At 61.4% G+C, this 17,485-nt stretch carries 29 protein-coding genes and 2 tRNA genes; 16 read left to right on the top strand and 15 right to left on the bottom strand.

Translation table 11 applies throughout. From position 1 onward, the window contains the following. Positions 1-115 precede the first annotated feature (115 nt). Together GWE18_RS17185 and GWE18_RS17180 are read right to left on the bottom strand one after the other, a co-directional pair. Positions 116-340, bottom strand: a complete 225-nt coding sequence (locus GWE18_RS17185; RefSeq protein ID WP_275186878.1) for a hypothetical protein — start codon at positions 338-340, stop codon at positions 116-118. A 66-nt stretch (positions 341-406) separates the two neighbouring features. Then, positions 407-481 (bottom strand) — tRNA-Glu (locus tag GWE18_RS17180). A 236-nt stretch (positions 482-717) separates the two neighbouring features. On the opposite strand from GWE18_RS17180, the gene GWE18_RS17175 reads away from it, so the two are divergent. Further along, positions 718-972: a PilZ domain-containing protein gene (locus GWE18_RS17175; protein ID WP_275187008.1), complete on the top strand. Its 255-nt coding sequence runs from the start codon at positions 718-720 to the stop codon at positions 970-972. A 36-nt stretch (positions 973-1,008) separates the two neighbouring features. Further along, positions 1,009-1,260: a porin gene (locus tag GWE18_RS17170; protein ID WP_275186877.1), complete on the top strand. Its 252-nt coding sequence runs from the start codon at positions 1,009-1,011 to the stop codon at positions 1,258-1,260. 1 nt (position 1,261) lies between these two features. On the opposite strand, the gene GWE18_RS17165 is transcribed toward GWE18_RS17170, so the two are convergent. The 4 genes from GWE18_RS17165 to GWE18_RS17150 all read right to left on the bottom strand — a co-directional run bounded on the left by GWE18_RS17165 (position 1,262) and on the right by GWE18_RS17150 (position 3,246). Continuing rightward, entirely contained in the window at positions 1,262-1,909 is a 648-nt protein-coding gene (locus tag GWE18_RS17165) for a glutathione S-transferase (protein ID WP_275186876.1), read from the bottom strand. A 157-nt stretch (positions 1,910-2,066) separates the two neighbouring features. Continuing rightward, positions 2,067-2,192: a hypothetical protein gene (locus GWE18_RS17160; RefSeq protein ID WP_275186875.1), complete on the bottom strand. Its 126-nt coding sequence runs from the start codon at positions 2,190-2,192 to the stop codon at positions 2,067-2,069. Between the two features lie 171 nt (positions 2,193-2,363). Continuing rightward, positions 2,364-2,816: a VOC family protein gene (locus GWE18_RS17155; RefSeq protein WP_275186874.1), complete on the bottom strand. Its 453-nt coding sequence runs from the start codon at positions 2,814-2,816 to the stop codon at positions 2,364-2,366. A gap of 277 nt (positions 2,817-3,093) precedes the next feature. Further along, positions 3,094-3,246, bottom strand: a complete 153-nt coding sequence (locus GWE18_RS17150; RefSeq protein WP_275186873.1) for a Flp family type IVb pilin — start codon at positions 3,244-3,246, stop codon at positions 3,094-3,096. 245 nt (positions 3,247-3,491) lie between these two features. Between GWE18_RS17150 and GWE18_RS17145 the strand changes: the two genes are divergently transcribed. Together GWE18_RS17145 and GWE18_RS17140 are read left to right on the top strand one after the other, a co-directional pair. Further along, positions 3,492-3,647 (top strand): hypothetical protein, encoded by a 156-nt coding sequence (locus tag GWE18_RS17145; protein WP_275186872.1) that lies wholly within the window; start codon positions 3,492-3,494, stop codon positions 3,645-3,647. Between the two features lie 37 nt (positions 3,648-3,684). Then, positions 3,685-3,912, top strand: coding sequence for a hypothetical protein (locus tag GWE18_RS17140; protein ID WP_275186871.1), 228 nt, complete (start codon positions 3,685-3,687; stop codon positions 3,910-3,912). 52 nt (positions 3,913-3,964) lie between these two features. Here the strand turns inward: GWE18_RS17140 and GWE18_RS17135 are convergent, their stop codons facing one another. Together GWE18_RS17135 and GWE18_RS17130 are read right to left on the bottom strand one after the other, a co-directional pair. Continuing rightward, positions 3,965-4,159, bottom strand: coding sequence for a hypothetical protein (locus tag GWE18_RS17135; protein ID WP_275186870.1), 195 nt, complete (start codon positions 4,157-4,159; stop codon positions 3,965-3,967). Between the two features lie 173 nt (positions 4,160-4,332). Then, positions 4,333-4,479, bottom strand: a complete 147-nt coding sequence (locus GWE18_RS17130) for a hypothetical protein (protein ID WP_275186869.1) — start codon at positions 4,477-4,479, stop codon at positions 4,333-4,335. 353 nt (positions 4,480-4,832) lie between these two features. Between GWE18_RS17130 and GWE18_RS17125 the strand changes: the two genes are divergently transcribed. Further along, the gene (locus tag GWE18_RS17125) at positions 4,833-5,018 is read left to right on the top strand and encodes a hypothetical protein (RefSeq protein ID WP_275186868.1); all 186 of its coding nucleotides are present in this window, start codon (positions 4,833-4,835) and stop codon (positions 5,016-5,018) included. A 452-nt stretch (positions 5,019-5,470) separates the two neighbouring features. Here the strand turns inward: GWE18_RS17125 and GWE18_RS17120 are convergent, their stop codons facing one another. Beyond that, complete coding sequence (locus GWE18_RS17120) at positions 5,471-5,638, bottom strand: hypothetical protein (protein ID WP_275186867.1); 168 nt, start codon at positions 5,636-5,638, stop codon at positions 5,471-5,473. Positions 5,639-5,825: 187 nt separating this feature from the next. Between GWE18_RS17120 and GWE18_RS17115 the strand changes: the two genes are divergently transcribed. From GWE18_RS17115 to GWE18_RS17080, 8 genes are all read left to right on the top strand, one after another. Beyond that, complete coding sequence (locus GWE18_RS17115) at positions 5,826-6,062, top strand: hypothetical protein (protein WP_275186866.1); 237 nt, start codon at positions 5,826-5,828, stop codon at positions 6,060-6,062. Positions 6,063-6,209: 147 nt separating this feature from the next. Beyond that, on the top strand, positions 6,210-6,971 hold the full coding sequence (locus GWE18_RS17110; protein ID WP_275187007.1) for a Sir2 family NAD-dependent protein deacetylase: 762 nt from the start codon (positions 6,210-6,212) through the stop codon (positions 6,969-6,971). A 200-nt stretch (positions 6,972-7,171) separates the two neighbouring features. Continuing rightward, on the top strand, positions 7,172-7,837 hold the full coding sequence (locus tag GWE18_RS17105; protein WP_275186865.1) for a cold-shock protein: 666 nt from the start codon (positions 7,172-7,174) through the stop codon (positions 7,835-7,837). 180 nt (positions 7,838-8,017) lie between these two features. Next, positions 8,018-8,464 (top strand): DUF192 domain-containing protein, encoded by a 447-nt coding sequence (locus tag GWE18_RS17100; RefSeq protein ID WP_275187006.1) that lies wholly within the window; start codon positions 8,018-8,020, stop codon positions 8,462-8,464. A gap of 67 nt (positions 8,465-8,531) precedes the next feature. Further along, positions 8,532-8,608, top strand: a tRNA-Pro gene (locus GWE18_RS17095). Positions 8,609-8,731: 123 nt separating this feature from the next. Beyond that, a complete protein-coding gene (locus tag GWE18_RS17090; RefSeq protein WP_275187005.1) occupies positions 8,732-9,277 on the top strand; it encodes a CAP domain-containing protein in 546 nt (181 codons plus the stop codon). 73 nt (positions 9,278-9,350) lie between these two features. Further along, a complete protein-coding gene (locus GWE18_RS17085) occupies positions 9,351-9,575 on the top strand; it encodes a hypothetical protein (RefSeq protein ID WP_275187016.1) in 225 nt (74 codons plus the stop codon). A gap of 124 nt (positions 9,576-9,699) precedes the next feature. After that, on the top strand, positions 9,700-9,951 hold the full coding sequence (locus tag GWE18_RS17080) for a hypothetical protein (RefSeq protein WP_275186864.1): 252 nt from the start codon (positions 9,700-9,702) through the stop codon (positions 9,949-9,951). On the opposite strand, the gene GWE18_RS17075 is transcribed toward GWE18_RS17080, so the two are convergent. Genes GWE18_RS17075 through GWE18_RS17055 form a run of 5 tightly spaced genes read right to left on the bottom strand, consistent with a single transcriptional unit; the run spans position 9,922 to position 13,887 of the window. After that, a complete protein-coding gene (locus GWE18_RS17075; RefSeq protein WP_275186863.1) occupies positions 9,922-10,689 on the bottom strand; it encodes an ABC transporter permease in 768 nt (255 codons plus the stop codon). The two genes, GWE18_RS17080 and GWE18_RS17075, sit on opposite strands and share 30 nt — an antisense overlap. Continuing rightward, entirely contained in the window at positions 10,686-11,450 is a 765-nt protein-coding gene (locus GWE18_RS17070) for an ABC transporter permease (RefSeq protein WP_275186862.1), read from the bottom strand. Before GWE18_RS17070 ends, GWE18_RS17075 begins: the two co-directional genes overlap by 4 nt. Beyond that, the gene (locus tag GWE18_RS17065) at positions 11,447-12,211 is read right to left on the bottom strand and encodes an ABC transporter ATP-binding protein (RefSeq protein ID WP_275187004.1); all 765 of its coding nucleotides are present in this window, start codon (positions 12,209-12,211) and stop codon (positions 11,447-11,449) included. The genes GWE18_RS17070 and GWE18_RS17065 overlap by 4 nt, the downstream gene beginning before the upstream one ends. A 42-nt stretch (positions 12,212-12,253) precedes the next feature. After that, complete coding sequence (locus GWE18_RS17060; protein ID WP_275186861.1) at positions 12,254-12,952, bottom strand: FCD domain-containing protein; 699 nt, start codon at positions 12,950-12,952, stop codon at positions 12,254-12,256. 11 nt (positions 12,953-12,963) lie between these two features. Further along, entirely contained in the window at positions 12,964-13,887 is a 924-nt protein-coding gene (locus tag GWE18_RS17055; RefSeq protein WP_275186860.1) for an ABC transporter substrate-binding protein, read from the bottom strand. An 87-nt stretch (positions 13,888-13,974) separates the two neighbouring features. Here GWE18_RS17055 and GWE18_RS17050 point away from each other — a divergent pair, with 87 nt between their 5' ends. From GWE18_RS17050 to GWE18_RS17040, 3 genes are read left to right on the top strand one after another with little or no spacing between them, the layout of a single operon-like run. Next, a complete protein-coding gene (locus tag GWE18_RS17050) occupies positions 13,975-14,958 on the top strand; it encodes a fumarylacetoacetate hydrolase family protein (protein ID WP_275186859.1) in 984 nt (327 codons plus the stop codon). Positions 14,959-15,005: 47 nt separating this feature from the next. Beyond that, the gene (locus GWE18_RS17045; RefSeq protein WP_275186858.1) at positions 15,006-15,782 is read left to right on the top strand and encodes a cyclase family protein; all 777 of its coding nucleotides are present in this window, start codon (positions 15,006-15,008) and stop codon (positions 15,780-15,782) included. Positions 15,783-15,821: 39 nt separating this feature from the next. Then, a complete protein-coding gene (locus tag GWE18_RS17040) occupies positions 15,822-16,919 on the top strand; it encodes an amidohydrolase family protein (RefSeq protein WP_275186857.1) in 1,098 nt (365 codons plus the stop codon). Positions 16,920-17,059: 140 nt separating this feature from the next. Here GWE18_RS17040 and GWE18_RS17035 read toward each other — a convergent pair whose 3' ends face one another. Continuing rightward, the gene (locus GWE18_RS17035; RefSeq protein ID WP_275186856.1) at positions 17,060-17,341 is read right to left on the bottom strand and encodes a hypothetical protein; all 282 of its coding nucleotides are present in this window, start codon (positions 17,339-17,341) and stop codon (positions 17,060-17,062) included. Positions 17,342-17,485 lie beyond the last annotated feature (144 nt).

Here is a 17,485-nt window from a genome sequence, read left to right as displayed (position 1 = left end):
ATTGTTTTCGGAAAAAGTGTGTGTCCAGGCCCTCGCGGCCGAACAGCCGTCTAACTTGATGTCGTGGATTCTGCGATCGCCCGACAGGGATATTTTTGATCTCGGGCGAAGTTGTTCAACTGCCGAGATTTTTCATCGCCAGAACTGCCCGCTGGGCGAAATTCTTGTCGGGCGCGGCATCGTCGGGAAATTGTACGGCCAGGACGGCAAGGGCCAGCTTGATATCGGCCAATTCTTGCAAGCGGGATTCTTGCGCTATTGGAAACGTCCCCCACACCGCCGCCCGTCCGTATTGCGTATGTGCAAGGAAGCCCGCGCCAGCGAAGCCGAGCAGTATCATCGCCCAGATGGCCGGTTCCGGCAATCGACTGAATGCGAGGGCCAGGTGAAAGTGTTTGGAACGTGATGGCGCTCCCTAGCGGAATCGAACCGCTCTCTCCACCGTGAAAGGGTGGCGTCCTAACCGATAGACGAAGGGAGCAAAACAACCGGAAAATCAAGGTGTTATGCGCTTGATGGGCCGTTTGGCCGCCAGCGTCCATGTTCCATGGAGGCGGCGACGGGCGAACGTATAGTGGCGTTTGGCCGGGTGGGCAAGCCGCTCGAAAACCTGTTTTGCAGCTCCGTCGACGCCCCGCCGAATAGCGCGCTACCTCATGCAACGGATTCTAAAGGCGCATGCTGTACGGCTGTTGAGGGGGAGCTTCCGACATGGCCTTGCGATCAGGCAAAAAACGCGACACACGCAAATCATTGAGTCAGCCCGGGTGGATCACGCTCGAAGGCGGTTTTGCCGCGCGGCAATGCGTGGTGCAGGACATGTCCGCGACGGGGGCGAAGGTCACGATCGACGATCCCAACACGCTGCCCGCGAAGTTGCGGCTCGCGTTTTCGCGCGACGCCAGGACCGGACGCCGCTGCGAAGTGGTCTGGCGCCGTGGCAAATCGGTCGGCGTGAAGTTCGTCCGCTAATCTGGCACTGATCGGCGAGTGGCGATAAAAGGCGGGATGCGAAAATCCCTCCTTGTCATGTTTGCTGTAGTGCTGGCTTCGGTTGCCGCTTCCGCCGAACAGCCCCGTCTTCAGAAGCCCGACAAGGCCGCAACATCGGGCAAGTCGCTTCCACTGAAGCGCCCAAGCTCGGCCAATGCATGCGCGGAGTATGGCGCGGGCTTCGTCAAGATCGAAGGCACCAACACTTGCATGAAGATCGGCGGCGCGGTCAGCATCGGCGCCGGCGTCTCCAGCGGCTCGCGCTGACTTAACTCATCGGCGGCGCGATAAACTGCGTGAAACCCGGGCGGGCTGCGAACTGCGCAAACCAGCGTTCGAGGTTCGGCAGTTTCGGCTTGGTGACGCCTTCGACGCCGAACCAGCGCCGCGCGAATGCGCCGAGCGCGATATCGGCGATCGTGAACCGATCGCCTTCGATAAAGCGCCGCGTCGCCAGTTGCGCCTCGACGATCCGCCACACCGCGGCCTCGGCATCGACATCCTTCTGGATCGCGACCATGTCGCGCTTTTCGACCGGCGTTCGCACCAGCGCCCAGAACACCGGCCGGTCGACCGGCTGCAGCGTCGACAGCGTCCAGTCGAGCCAGCGATCGACGCCGGCGCGCGCCTTCGGCTGCGAGGGATAGATCTGCGAATTCTCGCCATAGGCCATGCAGAGATAGCGCATCACGGAATTGGATTCCCACAGCACGAAGTCGCCATCGACCAGCGTGGGGACGCGGCCGTTCGGATTCATCGCCAGATAGGCCGCCTCGTTGTTCTTGCCGAACTGCATGCCGGCGTCGATGCGCTCATAGGGGAGGTCAAGTTCGGCCAGGCACCACAGCACTTTTTGAACGTTGACCGAATTGGCCCGGCCCCAGATGGTGAGTTGTTGTTTGTTGTTGTTGGCCACGCGTTGTTACTCCCGCTGATCTTCCGATCGCCGTTAATAGCCGAAGATCGGCGAAAAAGCGCGCCTTCGCGCGGGCTGAAGCCCAACAAAACTCAAGCTCCGCCGCAGTGCGACAGAGCCCCCGATTCTCGCATAGCGCGCGGCCTGCATCAGCCGGTCACTGACCGAAGAACAGCCACAGCAGAATGATCACCGGAATAGGTACGCCCAGCACCCAAAGCAGAATTCCTCGTCCCATCATCTCCTCCTCAAAATCCGTCGGGGAGAAAACGCGCCATGTCACGGCCTGTTCCTGCGCAGAAAGAAGCCTGCGCGTCGGAACGTTTTATGAGTTCGGAATTTCGCGAGAGCGACAATCCGGGAAATAGCGAGTAACCATCCTGCTCGACGGCTTCGCGCACTTCGGCGTTGACGTCGTCGGAATGGCGGCTGCGACATCAGTCGCCATTTGGTCCTACCAGTGGCCGGTGTTCGGCATCGAGCTCCACGGCTCCGCCGGCGGCTTCGGCTCGCCCTTCTGCAACAGCTCGATCGAATGCAGATCCGGCGAGCGCACGAAAGCCATGTTGCCGTCGCGCGGCGGCCGGTTGATGGTGATGCCGGCCTTCATCAGGCGGTCGCAGGTCGCGTAGATGTCGTCGACCTCGTAGGCGAGGTGGCCGAAATAGCGGTCCTCGCCGTATTTCTCCTCGTCCCAATTGTAGGTGAGCTCAATCAGCGGCGCGCCGCGGTTCTGCGGAGCGGCCTTGAACAGGCCCTCGTCCTCAGGCGCACACAGGAACACCAGCGTGAACCGGCCCTTGTCGTTGTCGACCCGGCGTACTTCCTTCAGCCCCAGCGCGTCCTGATAAAACTTCATCGCGGTGTCGAGATTGCGAACGCGCAGCATGGTGTGGAGATAGCGCATGTTTCTTGTCCTCTTGCGGTCTTACGAAAATTGAAGTTCGTTTCTGCTCCCGAGGGCAATAAGTAGCAGCAAATTGCAGCGGGGGGCAGGGGCTGCGTGCTACCCTGTGCCCCCGCCGCATTCAATCAAATCGAGTCAAGCGCGCCGCTACCCGCCAAGCGACACCGCTAGGGCCAGGATTGCGAAGCCGGCCAAGATCCAGACCGCAAGTCCTGCCAGCATCGAGGTCAGTTCGCGGCGCGCCTTGCAGCCTCGGCAGAAGCGGTGCCCCAGCGCGTCAAAGCAGGGATAAGAGACTCTCGAGCAGCGCAACGAGCCTTTCGCCGGTCATTTCGACAGCGGCGATAATGGCCAGGGCAATGAACCCAGCGATGAGGCTGTATTCGATGGCGGTGGCGGCGGACTCGTCGCGCAGAAATTTTCGAAGCATCCATTTTCCCTGGAATCTTGGCGGAAAACGGTGTGGCACGTCCAAGTTGCTGCTATAACAACCAAAAGCGTAAAATTGTAGTGCTGGCGGCGCTGGGGTAAACGACGTGATTAATCGTGTTCGGTCGTGGCCCTGTTTCGGGCGGATATCTCTGACGACCCAAAACGCGGCGGCATCAGCGTGATCCCTCACACATACGCAATTGGTTTCCCCCGTCCATTGTGGCGCCAACGAAGGGATCAACCATGTTTCTGTTCGATGGCCTGCTCATTCTCGCGATGATTTTCTTTTTCGTTCTCCCGATTACCGACGCCAGGACGGTTCGGATGAAATTGTCTGTGGTGAGCAGCCTCGGCGTATTGCTGGCGGTATCGGTTGTCGTGCCGCGCCTGATGCCTTGACATCTCGCATGACGTGCATGTCGACTGCCGGAATCCGATGCGGCTGGTCGTCTTCGAACAAAGGACTGATGAGGCGGCGTTGCGCGAACATTTTGCGGCCGTTCCGTGTACGCCAGGAAAGCGGAGCATAATCGCGCACACGATGGTCGGTCTGCTTGCCGTCGACCGCTATGGGTCTGGTTTGTTAGCGGAGCTCGCCGAAGTCGGCAGCATTGTCACGCGGCGCGTCGTGCAGGCGCAACAGCGCGCGCGGCACGTCGGATAGCCACATACGTAACGGCCCGCTCGCCACCCGCGGGAATCGCGTCAGGTTTTGCTCAGACCTTGACGTCCAGCAGGGACGGTTCGTCGGCCTGCACTTCCGCAAGCGCCGCTTCCATGGCGGCCGCCTTGGCATGGTAGACGGCCCGAAGATCCTGGTTGATCGTGTTCGGCGGCGCCTTGGCGTTCTGATCGACGACGAGTTGTATTCTGGCCTGTGTCACTTCAACCGGTATGGGATAAATGACCATGGAATGACCCTCCTGGGCCAAGCCTGTCAGGCGCCTATTTACGCTTTGTAAAGAGATTGGGTTAACGGCGCTGCACTTCAGGGAGGTTGGGTAAATGAAGGCTTAAGTTTCCATGCCCGGCGTCAAAAAAAGCGCCGTCGCGAAAGCCTGCCCTGGATCAGAACTGAAAGGCCTTAGTGCATCTGTTCCAGCCGCTCGGCATAGAGGCGGAATTCCTCGGCCATCTCGATCAGTTTCTTCGACGCTTCCGGATCCTTGACGGCTTCGGCCAGCCGCCGGGCTCTGTCGGACTGGTCGCGGTAGTGGTCGGCTTGGGTCATGGCAGCACCTTTTCAGATGAGTATGGGGTGCGCCAAAAAGGTTCGACATCCGGCACTCGACCGGTCACGGTGGATGAGGGAGTGAGGAAATCCGCGCTGGATCGATCGGACGGATGAGGGGACGAGGCGGCGAGGTAACGCTATCTTAACAAGGTAACGGCGCCGGAAAACGTGCCCCCTGTTCGTTCCAAGAGAACAAAAGGAGTCCCAACACGCTATCGATCTCGCCAACAGGCGATCGATGCGGATCGGTTCCTCTCGGAAACGCAGATAACCCTATTCAGTTAGGTTAAAACCCAAATCGCGTTGTGCGTATTCGGGGTTGCGATAGGGATGGCTTCAGGAAACAGGCCATGGTCCCTTCGTTTCACAACGCGGACAAACCGACCCACCGCCGAGTCATGGTGGTCGGCCTGCTGTTTTGCCTTGCCTTCGCCGTCATCAGCTTTTCGTTGCGGCCGCAAGCCGAAAGCGGCCAGGCGCTGGTTAAGGCCGACAGGCTCGTCCGCACTGCGGGTGAACCGCAGAGGGCGAACTAGCGCGCGGGACCTACGCGCTCAACGGTCCGGAAAGTTTTCGTCGGGCGATTTGTGATAGGTCGCGATGGCGATGAAGCCCACATAGCCGATTACATTGATCAGAATTTCCATCCATGCGGGCATAACACGACACACCTTTCCCTGGAGACAAACTCCGCAAGGGCCGTGTTAGTTCCGGCGAAATTCGATGATCAGACCCGCGCGATCGCATGGCTCGCGATCGCGTGCGGGTCGCAGGCTGTCCGCTCGTTAAACAAAAACCCCGCCACATCCGGAAGATGCAGACGGGGTCTTTCGTGCTCTCACCTCTCGCAAGGTTACTGCACTTCTGGCAAAAACGTCGAACTGCCGGCTTCGTTCCCGCCGCTCCCGGGTTCTCTTATGGAATTCTCGTCGCGGGTTTCGTGCGCCATATTCCGCCGGCGATAACGCGAAGGCCTGTCGGTTCCGCCTCAACGCCAGTACGACGGCCGGCTGGCTCCGTTCACCGCGTTGGCCAGGGTCGTCTCGTAATATTCCTCACGCTCGCGTTCGAACTTCTGCTGGGTTTCCCTGAAGCTCGCGACGCGCGCCGCGATTTCGGCGCGGTCGCGCGCGAGTCTTTCTTCCTTTTCTGTCATCGCCCATCCGTTTTCTTGTTTGATTCGTGCCCGCCATCATTGGCGCGAGCGAATGAGGCGTGATTGGGGAAGCGGAGGTGCAGCATTGCCATCGCGCCGTTGCGAAGCGAAGGCGGTGGATAAAATGTGCTGCATTCTTGTCGCTCACGCGGGTTCCCGTTAGCGAAAGGTCAAACGGGAGGTTCCAATGGCAAAGATCGATCTGGATTCACTGAGCATCGAAGAACTCGCGGGCTTGCGCGAACACGCCACCGACAAACTGGTCGAGAAGGTAGCTCGGCGCCGCGCCGAGCTCGAAGCGGAGCTGGAAAAGCTGGCCCAGTACGGCAAGCCGGTGAAGAAGATGGAAAGCGCACCGGCACCCAAGGCGAAGAAAACCGAAGAAGCCAAAGAGCCGAAGGAACCGGTCGCCAAGGCTGCTTGAGAAAGGCTGCGAGAAGGCGGCTTGATGAGCCTGCGCGATAAGGCAGCTTAATAGCGCGCATGCTGCGCGGCCGGGCAGGCGCATCGATCTGGCATTCCGAATGGCCGTGCTATAGTCCGCACGGCCAACAATTCGGAAATGTCAGCGGTGATTGCCAAGGATTTGCGCAGCGGCATCGAGCAGCTCGGCAACATGATTGCCGAAGCCGGATGTATCGTGCCCTTTACCGGCGCCGGCATTTCCACCGAATGCGGCATTCCGGATTTCCGCTCGCCCGGCGGCCTGTGGACTCGCAACCGCCCGATTGCGTTCGACGAATTCGTTTCCAGTGCCGACGCGCGGGCCGAGGCCTGGCGGCGGCGCTTTGCGATGGAAGAGACCTTCGCGGCGGCCAAGCCCGGCCGCGGGCATCGCGCGCTGGCCTCGCTCTACAAGGCCGGCAAGACCCCGGCGATCATTACCCAGAATATCGACAATCTGCATCAGGCGTCGGGCTTCAAGACCGACGACGTGGTCGAACTCCATGGCAACACGACCTATGCCCGCTGCATCGGCTGCGGACATGCCTATGATCTTCCGTGGGTAAAAGCGCGTTTCGAAGAAACCGGCATCGCGCCCGACTGCTCTGTTTGCGAGCAGCCGGTGAAGACGGCGACGATCTCGTTCGGACAGGCAATGCCGGAAGATGCAATGCGCCGCGCCACTGAATTGTCGCAGCAGTGCGACCTGTTCCTGGCGATCGGATCGTCGCTAGTGGTTTGGCCGGCCGCGGGTTTTCCTCTGATGGCCAAGAATTGCGGCGCGAAGCTCATCATTATCAATAATGAACCTACGGAACAGGATGATCTCGCCGATCTGGTGATCCGTTACGACATCGGGGAAGCGCTCGGACCGTTCGTAGGCAATTGATCTCCAACTGATTCGCAGTTGTGCAAGCCTGTTCATAGCCTCCGCAATTTTGTTTTTTTTAGCTATGCGCCGCAGTCGAGAGTGTTATCTTTGATTCGAGAGATTCGCGCGGCGTTGTCATGAGTGGTCATGGATGAGCGCGTGTTCCGGTCCCGCCAGGGCGATGGCGGACCGCTTTTTGAAGTGTGAGGTCCGGGGTCATGGGGTCGGACGAATTTGGGTCCAAGAAGCTCGGGGGGCCGCCGCAAGGCGGGACGGGGCAGAACAGGCTTGGACCGGGTGAATACGAAGCGGGCGTGCAGCGCGATCCAGCGCTGGATGCGTTTTCGGGGCTCGGCGATGCCGCAGCCAACCTTGTCGAAATATCCGGCGTCATCAAATGGTTCGACGCCTCGAAGGGTTACGGCTTCATCGTTCCCGACAACGGCTGGCCCGATGTGCTGCTGCACGTCACCGTGCTCAGGCGCGACGGCTACCAGACCGCCTATGAAGGTGCACGCGTGGTTGTTGAATGCGTGCAGCGGGCCAAGGGCTATCAGGCTTTTCGAATCGTCTCGATGGACGAGTCCACCGCGATCCATCCGGCGCAAATGCTGCCGCCCCGGACTCATGTAAGCGTCACGCCGACAAGCGGGCTGGAGCGGGCGCAGGTCAAATGGTTCAACCGGCTGCGCGGTTTCGGCTTCCTGACCTGCGGCGAGGGCACGCCCGACATTTTCGTCCACATGGAAACGCTGCGCCGCTTCGGCATGACCGAGCTGCGCCCTGGCCAGTACGTGCTGGTGCGCTTCGGGCCCGGGTCCAAGGGCATGATGGCGGCCGAGATCCATCCCGAGACCGGACCGTCGGCGCTGTCCTCGCATTAATCCCACCACAGCGCTGACGGAAACGTGAGCCGGACGCCGTGCAGCCGCGCGGCGTCCTCTGGCATTTGCCGCAATCCTCGGGTTAGGGTTCCCCGGCAATTCCCTGAGATATCCGGCGTGAGTGCTTTGATGAATTTCGCTTTGATGGTTGCGCGGCTTCGCATCTCCGGCCGCTTGATAATGTCGTTGGCGGCAGCATCCGCGGTGCTCGTCACGCTCTACACCGCTCCCGCCGCGAGGGCGGCGAGCGTTCAGCCGCTCGAGATCGTCACCAAGTCAGGTGTGCATGTGTTCTCGGTCGAGATGGCGACCACGGAAGAGGAGAAAACCAACGGGCTGATGTATCGGAAGGAGCTGCCCGACGGAAAAGGCATGCTGTTCGATTTCTCGCCGGAGCAGCCGATCTCGATGTGGATGAAGAACACCTATATCTCGCTGGACATGATCTTCATCCGCGCCGACGGCCGCATCCTGCGCATTGCCGAGAATACTGAGCCACTTTCTACCAAGATCATCTCCTCGGGCGGGCTCGCCAGGGGGGTGCTGGAAGTGATCGCCGGCACAGCACAAAAATATGGAATTCAACCCGGCGACCGGGTCGCGCACCCGCTGTTCAGCAAGCGCTAATCCGGCCGACATCGCCTTGATGGCACCGGTTTAACGGTGTATCGACGCATTTCTTAAAGTACCGGATCGGGGTATAGCGCAGCCTGGTAGCGCGGCAGTTTTGGGTACTGCAGGTCGTTGGTTCGAATCCAGCTGCCCCGACCAATAAAATCAATGATTTGCTGCGTCTTTTTCGGGTTGAATCTCTCCCAGCGATCCCGATTGGGAGAGGCGGGGGAAAAGCTTGTGACCGGTACGAAGACAGTCATTCTGGCGCGGCAGGTTCTGCTGCTGGGGCTGGTTCTTTGTTTTGCCACCACCGTCTTCGGCCAGACGGCCGCGGCCAATCCCGCGCAGATGATTTCCGACTTTCGGCTAAAGCACGGGCAGAAGCGCGTAACGCTGGATGCAACTCTCACACGGATTGCACACGATCAAGCCCAGGCGATGGCCGCAAAGGATCAACTGGATCACGATGTCCTCGGCCGATTCAATTCGCGTGTCAGTCCGGCAGGCGCCGGCCGAGCCGCAGAGAACATTGCGTACGGCTATGACGGTTTCCCCAAGACGCTCGACCAGTGGATCAATTCGTCAGGGCACCGAAAAAACCTCCTGCTGCCCGGCGCCACGCGCGTTGGTGTTGCCAGCGTCAAAAGCGCGAAGACCGGTCGTATGTATTGGGCCATGGTGATCGCAGGCGACTATGAGCGTCCCAAAGCGCCGAAGAGTTCGCCGAAGAGTTCACCGAAGGATTCGAAGCAGGCAAACGTTGCGAAGCCCAAATCGCGCGCCGCCGAGGCCTGCCGACTGAAGATTCTCAGCATCTGCTTCTAGAGAAGTCGCAACTTTGTGGCTTGCAATATCGTTCTCGTTATGTTCCTTTAGGTCGTTCCTTCGGAGGTGGCCAATGGATGTCGAGAAGCAACGGGAAGTAATCCGGCTCTGGAATCGCATGCGTAGGGTCGAGGGCCCGCTCGCGGAGGAAATCCGCATTCAGATTCTGGAATGCTTTGCGCAGCCGGATTCGCCGAGCGCACGCATGAACGAGCGGCGCGCAGTGCTCCGTCGCGTGCCGGTTCGGACCGCGCAAATACATCGCATCGGCGAACGCGGCAACAACGCAACGCTTTGACGGCTTAGCACGTCGGCGAGGTTGATTCGGCGGCCGTCAAGGTTGACGGAATCGACGCGCGGTGCATGCTGCAGGCATGTTGTCGCGTGTGCGCAATCATTTTCGAGGTGCAAAGTTCGCCCGCATGAGCAGCGGGACGTACTGCGTCATCCGCGATCTCGGGCTGGTCAAGGGCGGCAAGGGAATGCGGCACCATGAGGTGCTCGTCACCTTCAGTTTGCGGGCGCTCTGGCGGTGGATGGGAGACGCCGGCAGGGAGGCAGTCGGAACGAAGAAGCGTTCGGCCTGGCTTCAACGCGTTCCGGAACCCTTGTCGGAGAATGCTTCGCAGCCCCAGTTGCTTGCGTCACCGCTGCGCCGCCTGCCACGCCAGTAATCTGTGCTCGGCGAGTGACATCGCCACCGACGTCACGTAACCGGTGATACCAAGCAGGATGACGCCGGCGAACAGGTCGGCCGAGCGGAACGCGCGGGCCGACAGCAGCACCCAGTGGCCGAGGCCGTCGAGGCCGGCCAGGATTTCGCAGACCACCGAAAGGATCAACGCCACCGTCAGGCTGAGGCGCATGCCGGCGAGAATGTCGGGGCTGGCGGACGGAAGCGCGATTTTGAAGATCACGGCGAGCCGCGACATTTGCAGCGACCGCGCCACTTCATAGAGGCGCGGCTCGACCGCGCCGAAGCCGTGGATGGTCGCCAGCATGATCGGCCAGATCGCGCCGAAGGAGATCACGAACAGCGCCATCGCCTGCGTCAATCCGAGCATGGCGATCGCAACCGGAATGATCGCCGACACCGGTAGCGGCCGTAAAAACTCCAGCGAGGGCGCTACATAAGTCCGCATTGTGCGCGACGATCCGATGATCGCGCCAATGGCAATGCCGGCGATGGACGCGGCGAGCCAGCCATAGGCCATGTGCTCGAGCGTGCCGGCGAGCTTGCTCCAGAGATCACCGGAGGAAAATCCGCGCACCAGCGAGGCCCAGGCCCGATCAGGCCCCGGCAGGAACACCGGCGAGACCAGTTTCAAATTGGCGATCAATTGCCAGAGCGCAATGAATCCGGCTGCGACCGCAAAGCTCGCCACACGCCAGAGGAGGGCCGCCCGATTCATGCGCCGTCTCCGCTCAACGCGGCGCGTCCGAACAGGCGGTTCTGGGCGACGACCAAGAGAACATTCAGCGCGTAGCCGATGGCGCCGATCCACACCAGATAGGCCAGCATCAAATCGGGACGCAGCGCCTGCTGCGCCAGCATGATGCCGGCGCCGAGGCCGAGTGGATTGATCGCGATTTCGACCGTCACGGCGACGATCAGGGCGATGCCGGCCGATAGCCGAAAGGCCACGAAGATCCGCGGCAGCGCCGCCGGGATGATGATTTTCCAGACCCGTTGCGCCGGCGGCAGCCGCAGCGCCCGCGCCACTTCCATCAGCCGCGGCTCGATGCTGCGCACGGCGGCGCGCGACAGGATCAAGATCGGCCAGACGCAGGCAAACGCCACGATCACGATTTCCATGCGATAGCCGAAGCCGAGCGCGATCAACGCGATCGGCAGCAGTGCGATCGAGGGGATCGGCCTGATAGCCTCGACCGTCACTTCCATCAGGCGGTTGAGGGTGTCGAAAATTCCGAACGCGATGCCGAGCGCAAGGCCGATGATCGTGCCGATCGCAAGGCCTGCGAAGGCTGAAAACAGCGTGTCGCGGGTGGCCGCCAGGATCGAGAGATCGGCGAAGGCGCCGAACAGCGCCATGACGATCTCGCTCGGCGGCGCAAGGCTGTCGCTTTGCAGATGGGTGGCGCGCGCCCACACTTCGAACGCCGCCAGCACCGCGAAGGGCAGGATCAGCGACTTGGCGGAGTTGCCCGTCACTGCTCGGTCGCCTTGATGAAGTCGAATAATTGCCGCCGCAGCCGCAGGAATTCCGGATGCTCGCGGGTCGATAGCTGGTCGCGCGGGCGCGGCAGGTTGACCGAAAGTTCGATGCCGATCCGGCCCGGATGCGGCAGCAGGCCGATGACGCGGTCGCCGAGATAGATGGCCTCATCGAGGTCGTGGGTTACGAAGATCACGGTGGCGCCGCTCGCCGCAACCAGTGACAACACCTCGTCCTGCAATCCCTGCCGCGTCATCGCATCAAGCGCGCCGAACGGCTCGTCCATCAGCAGCGTCTTCGGCTCCTGCGCCAGGCAGCGGGCGATCTGCAGGCGCTGCTGCATGCCGCCGGACATTTCGGACGGATATTTGCCGGCATGCCCGGGCAGGCCGACGGTGCGCAGCAATTCCTCGATGCGGGCAGGGCGCTCGGCTGAGGGCATGCCGCCCGCTTCCAGCGCCAGCGAGACGTTGCCCGCCGCGGTGCGCCAGGGCAGCAGCGCCTTGCCGTAGTCCTGGAACACGATCGCGATTTCGCGGCGCGGCTCGCCCATCGGCTGGCCGTCGAAATTCACCTTGCCGTTGGTCGGCTGGTACAGACCTGCGGCCAGACGCAGCGCCGTGGTCTTGCCGCAACCGGAGGCGCCGACGATGCAGAGGAATTCGCCGGGCCGCACGCCCAGGCTCAGATTTTCGATGATGGTTTTGCCGCCGAGTACGAGCGTCACTCCGTCAAATGCGATCTGCGGCGCAGGCATGCCGGGTACGGCTTCGAGGCGTTTTGCGGCGCTTGCCATGGTTCAACTCTCGCTGCCGGGAGGATAGACGAAATTGAGGGTCGAGCGCAGATGCGCTTCCAGCATTGCCTGCGAGCCGGGAATATCGCGCTCGATCGCCCGATCAGCCAGTAATTGATGCGCGCGCACGAACTTCTTGCCGCTGTCGACGGAGCGCATCATCACGCGGCGGTAGCGGTAGGCCTGGTCGTAGAGATCGGAATGGGCTGCCAGCAAACGCTTCGAGCCGCACGCCGCCAGCAGGGCGGTGTGAAAGCCCTTGTGCAGCCGGTCGAAATCCTCCGCGCCCTCGCGGAACTCATCGCCGGTCCGCTCGATGTGGCGGCGCATCTGGTGCAACGCGCTGACGATGCCGGCCTCCCAGGCATCGTCGCCGTGGATGATCGCCAGCCGGATGGCCTCGACCTCGACCGCCGTGCGCATGCAGGTGATGTCGAGCAGATCCTCGCGGCTGACGTCGGCGACGCGAAAGCCGCGCTGCCCGATGCCGACGATCAGCCCCCGCGACATCAGCCGTGACAGGCCCTCGCGCAGCGGCGTGGCGCCGATCTCATAGCGTTGCACGAGATCGACGATCCCGAGCCGCGATCCCGGCGCCAGATGGCCGGCAAGGATGTCCTGCTCGACCAGCATGGCCGCGCGCTCGCTCAAGGTGGCGGCCTCGGTCACCGGTCGGTTCGGTTGGCGCTCGGAGACTGGCATCGCGCAATCCGCTACTTCAGGACAAGCTTCGATGTGTCGAGCTTGGATTGCAGCATCTTCTGCGACGACATCACCTCGATCCACCAGCCGAGTTGCTCGGGCTTCAGTGCCGGTTCGGAGCGGTTCGGCGGCGTCGCCTTGACCAGCTCGATCGGCTGCTTGGTGAATTTTGAGATCGAGGTCGATGCCTTTTCGCGGTCGTTGTTGACGATGACGGCGGACTCGGCGATCGCGTCACGGAATTTCTTGATCGCCGCGGCGTTCTTGTCGGCCCATTCGCGCGAGGCCGCGTAGAAAATGATGGGATCGGTGCGGGCCAGTTCGACTGCGTAGCGTGCGCCGACCGAGCCGAGGCCGGCATTGGTCATGCGGGTCACGAACGGTTCGGCGGTCAGCACGGCATCGACGCCGCCGGATTTGATGATGTCGGCCATGGTCGGGAAGGTGACCTCGACGAAATTGACGCTCTTGGGGTCGACGCCTTTCTCCACCAGCCACTTGACGAACAATACATGCAGGAAGGCATTCAGCCCGGGCGCGCCGACCTTCTTGCCGGCGAAATCCTTCGGCTCCTTGATGGTGATGCCGTTGCGGACGAAGGCGGCGATGCTGTCCTGGTTCACCGGGCTCATGACGGTCGCGCCCGCAATCGCAACGAGATCGAGCCCGCCGTCGACCGCCTGCAGAAACACAGTCGAGGTCGGCCCGCCGATCTGGATCGAGTTCGACAGGATCGCCGCCGGGATGTTCGAGTTGATGCCGATCGGCGTCATCTCGACCTCGAGCCCATGCTTTTTGAAAATGCCTTCGTCGATCGCCACCATCGCGGAGGCGCAGTCCGAGGTTGCCGTGCAGCCGACCTGGATCTTGGCCTGCGCAAAGGCGGTTCCGGTCAGCGCCACGCTGACCGCAAGGGCGGCAAGGACCTTTTTCACGACAATCTCCCCATGACACATTTTTCTGTCTTGTTTATCGATATTTTTTTTGATCATATATTTCATCGGAAAACAAGGGGTGATCCAGTGAAACTCGCGACATTCAAATCCGGCGGACAGGAAAAGATCGGAATCGTGCATACGGGCGATACGCTTGTTTTCGATCTCGCGGCCGCCGCCGGCCGGAGCGGAAGCGCCAATCCCGCCTTCGCTTCGATGCTGGCATTGATCGACGCCGGAGACGCCGCGCTCGAACAGGCGGCAAAGGTGTTCGACAAGCACGGCAAGGACGAGAGCTTGTCCATGAAGATCGAGGCGGCCGAGATTCTCGCGCCGATCCCGGAGCCGCGGCAGATGCGGGACGGCATGTCGTTCCCGCTGCATATCCTGCAGGCGCCGCGCGGGCAGCTTAAGCTCGCTGCGCGCGCCAAGGGCGACATGGCCGAGCTGGCGCGGATCGAGGCCGAGCCGCTCGGCGAACTGCCGGAGATCTACCGCAAACAGCCGATCTACTACATCACCAACCGCTTCAGTGTGCGCGGCACCAACACCACCGTGAAGTGGCCGCGCTATAGCCAGGTGATGGATTACGAATTGGAGTTCGGCATCATCACCAAAAGCAAGGGCGCCAACATCTCCGCGGCCAAGGCCAAAAATCACATCTTCGGCTATACGATCTTCAACGACTTTTCCGCCCGCGATGCCCAGCGCATCGAAATGGAGGGCCGGCTCGGCCCGGCGAAGGGCAAGAGTTTTGACGGCGGCAACGTGATGGGGCCGTGGATCGTCACGTCGGACGAGATCGGCGATCCCTACAAATTGAAGATGGAATCGCGCATCAACGGCAAGATGCGCTCGCAGGGCGTGACCGAAGGCATGCTATTCTCGTTCGAGGAGATCATCGCCTATGTCAGCCAGGACGAGACCCTGATGCCCGGCGAATTCATCGGATCCGGCACTGTCGGCAATGGTTGCGGCCTCGAGCTCGGCTGGTATCTCGAACATGGCGATACCATCGAGCTCGAAGTCGAAAAGATCGGTACTTTGAAGAACCGGGTCGAACGGCAATAAGCCGTTCCGCGACGCTATCCAACAAAAACATCCAGCGAGGAAACGCCATGGCGCGCAAGTTGATCGACATTTCTGTCCCCCTGCAAAACGACGTACCGGCCGATCCGCCGGGCAACCACCCGACCATCCAGTACATCGATCACCAGCAGGGCCTGCCGCGGATGTTGCAGTTCTTCGATGGGCTGAAGGCGGAAGATCTGCCTGACGGGCAGGGCTGGGCGGTGGAGCAGGTATCGCTCTCCACCCACAACGGCACGCATCTGGATGCGCCCTGGCATTTCCATCCCACCATGAATCGCGGCGAGCGTTCATGGACCATCGACGAGGTGCCGCTGGAATGGTGCCTGCAGCCGGGCGTGAAGCTCGACTTCCGGCATTTTCCGGACGGCTATGTCGTCACCGCCAAGGATGTCGAAGCGGAGCTGAAGCGCATCGGCCATACGCTTTCGCCGCTGGAAATCGTCGTCGTCAACACCAGCGCCGGCGCCAGATATGGCCAGCAGGATTACGTCACCTCCGGCTGCGGCATGGGCTATGAGGCGACGATGTACCTGTTGGAGCGCGGCGTGCGGCTGACCGGCATCGACGGCTGGAGCTGGGACGCGCCGTTCGTCTATACGGCGAAAAAATATGCCGAGACCAAAGACGCCAGCCTGATCTGGGAAGGCCACAAGGCCGGCCGCCACATCGGCTACTGCCATCTCGAGAAGCTGCACAATCTCGAGCAACTGCCGTCGACGGGGTTCATGGTGTCATGCTTCCCGGTGAAGATCGAGCGCGCATCCGCAGGCTGGACCCGGGCGGTCGCCATTCTCGACGGCTGAAGGCTGGGCGCGCGACAACAAACAAAAGGGAGAGAACGGATGATGGATCTGCGCGCACCGCGATTGCGGGGATGCTTCTGCTGTGACCCATCAAGTTCGTCGCGCTCCGCACCAAGCCGGCGCGGCTTCATGCTCGGCGCCGGCGCGCTGGCGCTGACCGCGGCCATCGGGCGCGACGGGGCAGTGGCACAAACTGCTGATACAAAGCCGTTCCGGATCGACGTCCATCATCATCTGTCGCCGCCGACTTACGTGACCGCGTCGAACGACAGCGGCTTCGGCGATCCCCTGATGAAGAACTGGACCATCGAGAAATCGCTGGCCGACATGAACAAGGCCGGCATCGCCACCGCGATGCTGTCCGTCACCACGCCCGCCGTCAATTTTACCAAGGGCGATACCGCGCGAAGGCTCTGCCGCGAGTCGAATGAGTATGCCGCAAAACTCGTCGCGGATTATCCCGGACGGTTCGGCAATTTCGCAATGCTGCCGCTCACCGACGCCGAAGGTAGCCTGCGCGAACTGACGTATGCGCTCGACACGCTCAAGGCCGACGGCATTGCCTTGATGACAAGCTACGGCGACAAATGGCTCGGCGATCCGGTGTTCCTTCCTGTCATGGAAGAGCTCAATCGCCGAAAGGTGCTGGTCTACACTCATCCGACCGCGGCGAATTGCTGCGTGAACCTGGTGCCGACGCAGCCGCCCGTCATGATCGAGTTCGGCACCGACACGACGCGCGCCATCGCCGACATCATCTTCTCCGGCAATGCGCGGCGGTTTTCCGATATTCGATGGATATTCTCGCACGCCGGCGGGACGATGCCGTTCCTGATCGAGCGCTTCGTGCGGCATCCGTTGCTAGCGCCGAAGGCCAAGGAGACGGTGCCCGACGGCACGCTTACCGAGCTCAAGCGCTTCTTCTACGACACCGCGCAGACGTCCAACCGCGGTGCGATGTCGGCGCTGGCAGCGATCATTCCTCCGTCGCAGATCGTGTTCGGGACCGACTTCCCGTACCGGACCGGCATCGATCATGTGAAGGGGCTGCGCGAGGCGGGTGTGTTCACGGAGGAGCAGATGGCGGCGATCGAGCGGGGGAATGCACTCAAGCTGCTGCCGCGGCTTGCCAGCTAGTTCGGGAGCCGAGCTTCCCGCCACGTCGCGGCACGATCCGTCACAAAGGAGATTCGTCAAAAAAGAAAAGGCGCACCGGTTTTCCGGTGCGCCTCTATCTTATCTCCGGTCCCGTCTAAGGCGACGGCGATCGGCCTATATCACCACCTGCAAACGCGGGCGCCGTAGGCGTTATACCAGCAGCGCGGACCAGGGCGTACAACAACCGGCCCACCATAGAAGCCACGACCGCCGCGATAGAAGCCGCGACCGCCGCGATAGTAACCACGGCCGCCGCCATAATAGCCTCTGCCTCTGCCGCGATACGCCTGCGCAGACGTGGTCGTGCCGCCTACCAGAATCGCAGACGTGCTGGCCACGTAGACGAACAACAAGGCCAGCGCTGCAAGGCAGCGGGTCAGAATATTGTAGCGTTTAGCCATTCGAGAATCTCCCGGTCACTTCCGAACACCTGGACTTCGGCACCATCTCACTTAGACGCGCGAGAATGGTTTCAGTTCAGATGCGTTAAGACAATATTTTACAAGGTTCTTTCGAGCTTTCGGGACTTTATTAAGAAGGGTAGG

Source organism: Bradyrhizobium sp. CSA112, assembly GCF_029051645.1.
Taxonomy (GTDB): Bacteria; Pseudomonadota; Alphaproteobacteria; order Rhizobiales; family Xanthobacteraceae; genus Bradyrhizobium.
The sequence above is the reverse complement of the archived record's forward strand: the minus strand, read 5'-3'. Positions and strand labels throughout refer to the sequence as shown.

Bases quoted from the DNA above. Each gene is read 5' to 3' on its own strand.
- GWE18_RS17120 (WP_275186867.1), bottom strand. From the start codon at position 5,638: ATGACAGAAAAGGAAGAAAGACTCGCGCGCGACCGCGCCGAAATCGCG.
- GWE18_RS17105 (WP_275186865.1), top strand. From the start codon at position 7,172: ATGGGGTCGGACGAATTTGGGTCCAAGAAGCTCGGGGGGCCGCCGCAA.
- GWE18_RS17130 (WP_275186869.1), bottom strand. From the start codon at position 4,479: ATGACCCAAGCCGACCACTACCGCGACCAGTCCGACAGAGCCCGGCGG.
- GWE18_RS17100 (WP_275187006.1), top strand. From the start codon at position 8,018: ATGTCGTTGGCGGCAGCATCCGCGGTGCTCGTCACGCTCTACACCGCT.
- GWE18_RS17150 (WP_275186873.1), bottom strand. From the start codon at position 3,246: ATGCTTCGAAAATTTCTGCGCGACGAGTCCGCCGCCACCGCCATCGAA.
- GWE18_RS17185 (WP_275186878.1), bottom strand. From the start codon at position 340: ATGATACTGCTCGGCTTCGCTGGCGCGGGCTTCCTTGCACATACGCAA.
- GWE18_RS17145 (WP_275186872.1), top strand. From the start codon at position 3,492: ATGTTTCTGTTCGATGGCCTGCTCATTCTCGCGATGATTTTCTTTTTC.
- GWE18_RS17040 (WP_275186857.1), top strand. From the start codon at position 15,822: ATGATGGATCTGCGCGCACCGCGATTGCGGGGATGCTTCTGCTGTGAC.
- GWE18_RS17155 (WP_275186874.1), bottom strand. From the start codon at position 2,816: ATGCGCTATCTCCACACCATGCTGCGCGTTCGCAATCTCGACACCGCG.
- GWE18_RS17075 (WP_275186863.1), bottom strand. From the start codon at position 10,689: ATGAATCGGGCGGCCCTCCTCTGGCGTGTGGCGAGCTTTGCGGTCGCA.
- GWE18_RS17085 (WP_275187016.1), top strand. From the start codon at position 9,351: ATGGATGTCGAGAAGCAACGGGAAGTAATCCGGCTCTGGAATCGCATG.
- GWE18_RS17035 (WP_275186856.1), bottom strand. From the start codon at position 17,341: ATGGCTAAACGCTACAATATTCTGACCCGCTGCCTTGCAGCGCTGGCC.
- GWE18_RS17080 (WP_275186864.1), top strand. From the start codon at position 9,700: ATGAGCAGCGGGACGTACTGCGTCATCCGCGATCTCGGGCTGGTCAAG.
- GWE18_RS17125 (WP_275186868.1), top strand. From the start codon at position 4,833: ATGGTCCCTTCGTTTCACAACGCGGACAAACCGACCCACCGCCGAGTC.
- GWE18_RS17115 (WP_275186866.1), top strand. From the start codon at position 5,826: ATGGCAAAGATCGATCTGGATTCACTGAGCATCGAAGAACTCGCGGGC.
- GWE18_RS17140 (WP_275186871.1), top strand. From the start codon at position 3,685: ATGCGGCTGGTCGTCTTCGAACAAAGGACTGATGAGGCGGCGTTGCGC.
- GWE18_RS17060 (WP_275186861.1), bottom strand. From the start codon at position 12,952: ATGCCAGTCTCCGAGCGCCAACCGAACCGACCGGTGACCGAGGCCGCC.
- GWE18_RS17045 (WP_275186858.1), top strand. From the start codon at position 15,006: ATGGCGCGCAAGTTGATCGACATTTCTGTCCCCCTGCAAAACGACGTA.
- GWE18_RS17135 (WP_275186870.1), bottom strand. From the start codon at position 4,159: ATGGTCATTTATCCCATACCGGTTGAAGTGACACAGGCCAGAATACAA.
- GWE18_RS17065 (WP_275187004.1), bottom strand. From the start codon at position 12,211: ATGCCTGCGCCGCAGATCGCATTTGACGGAGTGACGCTCGTACTCGGC.
- GWE18_RS17170 (WP_275186877.1), top strand. From the start codon at position 1,009: ATGCGAAAATCCCTCCTTGTCATGTTTGCTGTAGTGCTGGCTTCGGTT.